The sequence below is a fragment of the Acinetobacter sp. YH12142 genome, from assembly GCF_013418435.1.
GTDB classification, from domain to species: domain Bacteria; phylum Pseudomonadota; class Gammaproteobacteria; order Pseudomonadales; family Moraxellaceae; genus Acinetobacter; species Acinetobacter amyesii.
This window is the reverse complement of record NZ_VPCB01000045.1, coordinates 1-2,414: the sequence shown is the minus strand read 5'-3', so window position 1 is coordinate 2,414 and position 2,414 is coordinate 1. Positions and strand designations below refer to the sequence as shown.

Here is a 2,414-nt window from a genome sequence, read left to right as displayed (position 1 = left end):
ACCTTCAGAAAGCCAGAGAATAGTTTGGGCACGTTGTCTTTCACGCCAATGTTTTGCATGCTTGGCCAGAAAAATGAGTCGTTCTCGCTGTTCTAAACTAAGTGGTACAGAAACAATTCGAGGCATGGGTGAACATCTGTTAACTAAAAAAACTTTTTCGCATGATTAGTTATTTTTGTCAACTTACCATGTATAAGATAATTGATATTAGTCTCTATTATTGATCTAAAAGGGAATTGTCCAAAGAACTGAATGAACCGTACCGGGTTTGTCGGAGAGTCAATATTCTGAGAGACTATCCCGATGACAAAATTAAAATATACCCCTGAAATCAGAGAAAGAGCGGTTCAATTATTGATTGAATCCGAGAAAGATTATCCATCGAATTGGGCTGCAATCACAGCAATTGCGCCTAAGATTGGTTGTACTCCTGAAACACTTCGTGCCTGGCATCAAAAGCATTTAGATCAGCAAAATCCTATTAAAGTACAACAGATATCTGACCAAGAAAAAATGAAGCAAATGGAACGTGAAATTAAAGAATTAAAGCGTGCCAATGAAATTCTACGCAAAGCAGCCGCTTTTTTCGCCAAGGCGGAGCTCGACCGCCCACACAAATAATGGTGGATTTCATCCATAACAATAAAGACTTATATGGTGTTGATGCGATTTGTAGGATTTTACCGATCGCAGCTTCAACCTATTACCGGACTCTAGATCTCTGCGAAAATCCAGAACATCGAGCAAAGCGAGATTTACATGACTTGCATCATGCTGAGGAGATTAAACGAATTTGGAAGGAAAGTTCAGGTCGGTATGGTGTACGTAAAGTCTGGCAAAAACTGAAACGTGAAGGCTATATTATTGCACGCTGTACTGTTGCTCGATTAATGAAAAAGCTAGGTATACAAGGTGTTTGGCGAGGTAAGAACAAACAAACCACCCGTAGCCGAGATGACCAAAAACGAGCAGATGATTTAGTGAAACGTAATTTTACTGCTGATCATCCTGACCAACTGTGGGTCAGTGACTTTACGTATATTCAAACAAATTCAGGCTGGGTCTATACCGCCTTTATTATTGATGTGTTCTCACGAGCAATTGTTGGCTGGAAAGTATCTACACGAATGAATACAGATATGGTGCTCGATGCATTAGAGCAAGCATTGCATGATCGAGGCATGCCAAAGAATGTGATTCATCATTCCGACAGAGGTGTGCAATATCTTTCTATTCGCTATACCAATCGTTTAGAAGCTGCAAATTTACGAGCATCAGTCGGTACAACTGGTGATTCATACGATAATGCTCTGGCTGAAACGGTGAATGGCTTATACAAAACAGAGGTGATTGAATATTTAAAAGCAGATTGGCAAGGTTTAGCAGATGTACAACTTGCGACACTAAACAGGGTAGATTGGTTCAATAAAAAGCGTGTACACAGTGCACTGGGTTATGTATCGCCTTTTGAGTTTGAAGCAATGTACTATGATAAGATTAACCCGTTAGGTCAGGTGGCCTAACTTAAATAAAAAAGTCTCCGACAAACCCGGTACGGTTCAATTTCTGGAACCAGAATTCATACCAAAATTTAAGTGCGAGCATTGTCAACGGCATTCTAAAATTGACCCCTTTGATCTCGTATTAAATTTCAACCTGGGGCTGAATCCCAATTCTTTTTTTATCCTTCAAACGATAACTCTCACCCGATATTTGTACCACATGACAGTGATGCAGCAACCGATCTAACATCGCAGCGGTCAACGTAACATCATCCGCAAACGACTTAGACCATTGGCTAAAGGGTAAGTTACTCGTCAATATCGTACTGCCTTTTTCATAACGCTTGGCAATCACGTTAAAGAACAGATTCGCTTCTTCACGTCCAAACGGTAAATAACCAATTTCATCGATAATCAGTAACTTTGGTCCCAGTACCGCACGTTGCATATAGGTTTTCAATTTACCTTGCTGATAGGCTGTACTCAGTTGCAGCGTGAGATCGGCGGCGGTAATAAACTTGGTTTTGACATTGTTCATGATGGCCTTATAGCCTAATGCCATAGATAAGTGCGTTTTCCCTACACCGCTAGCCCCGAGAAACACCACATTTTCTGCTCTAGCAATAAAGCTCAGGTTGAACAACTCGACCACCTGTGATTTGGGAGCACCCAGTGCATAATTAAAATCGTAACCTTCCAGCGTTTTCACTTGAGGCAGGCCTGAGAGTTTCATCAGGACCTGCTGGCTGCGCTGTTGCCTGGCAGCATATTCATGCGTCAAGATAGCTTCAACAAAGTCGGCATAACTTCCATCTTGACCTAATGTTTGTTGTGCATGATGTGACCATTGTGATGCGATGGCAGGCAGATTGAGCTTTTGGCAAAGTTGCTCTATACGGTCGTATTGCAGAT

The 2,414-nt window shown here is 41.4% G+C and carries 2 protein-coding genes, 1 pseudogene and 1 other annotated feature; of the genes and pseudogenes, 1 reads left to right on the top strand and 2 read right to left on the bottom strand.

Features of this window, described 5'->3' with window-relative positions; translation table 11 throughout:
* A pseudogene (locus tag FTU77_RS15815) lies at positions 1–126 on the bottom strand (helix-turn-helix domain-containing protein); the annotation flags it as partial.
* A gap of 177 nt (positions 127–303) precedes the next feature.
* Here FTU77_RS15815 and FTU77_RS15810 point away from each other — a divergent pair.
* Positions 304–1,523, top strand: a protein-coding gene (locus tag FTU77_RS15810; protein ID WP_159153816.1) for an IS3 family transposase whose coding sequence is annotated in 2 segments (ribosomal slippage) — positions 304–580 and positions 580–1,523 — 1,221 coding nt in all. Because the reading frame shifts where the segments join, the coding sequence is not laid out codon by codon here.
* Positions 579–695: a sequence feature (AL1L pseudoknot), on the top strand. (Overlaps the previous gene by 117 nt.)
* Positions 1,524–1,644: 121 nt before the next feature.
* Here FTU77_RS15810 and istB read toward each other — a convergent pair.
* Positions 1,645–2,412, bottom strand: coding sequence for an IS21-like element ISAba8 family helper ATPase IstB (gene istB / locus FTU77_RS15805; RefSeq protein ID WP_257222715.1), 768 nt, complete (start codon positions 2,410–2,412; stop codon positions 1,645–1,647).
* Positions 2,413–2,414 lie beyond the last annotated feature (2 nt).